The following is a 350-nucleotide window of genomic DNA, read 5'->3' on the forward strand; positions in this document are numbered from 1 at the left end:
TCTCTGGGGCGCATGTGAACCGGGGGACTTGCCATCGCAGTCGGCTCCCTGTTGATCACGGCCCCGAGCGCCGCCTCACTGACGATGAGCTACTGGGGGTAGCAACCACATGACCAAGAAGACGCGCATCCGTGTCGCACGGATCGCGGCCGGTGCCGTGATCGCGGCCGGCGCCTCGCTGACCGCCGCCGGCGCGGCCTCCGCCCTCGACATAGGCGTGAGCGCCGGTGTCGGAGGCGAGAGCACCAACGTCAATGTCAACCTGGAACTCGGCGACGAGGATCCGGCTGAGCCGGACCCTACCGACCCTGACCCGACCGAGCCTGACCCGACCGAGCCCACGAGACGCT

Annotated in this window: 1 pseudogene; it reads left to right on the top strand. The window is 68.9% G+C overall.

The annotated features are described in order from the left end of the window. Positions 1–109: 109 nt before the first annotated feature. Positions 110–350, top strand: a pseudogene (locus tag J0695_RS41660) (hypothetical protein); the annotation flags it as partial.

Origin of the sequence: Streptomyces beijiangensis (assembly GCF_017315755.1) — a bacterium.
GTDB lineage: Bacteria > Actinomycetota > Actinomycetes > Streptomycetales > Streptomycetaceae > Streptomyces > Streptomyces beijiangensis.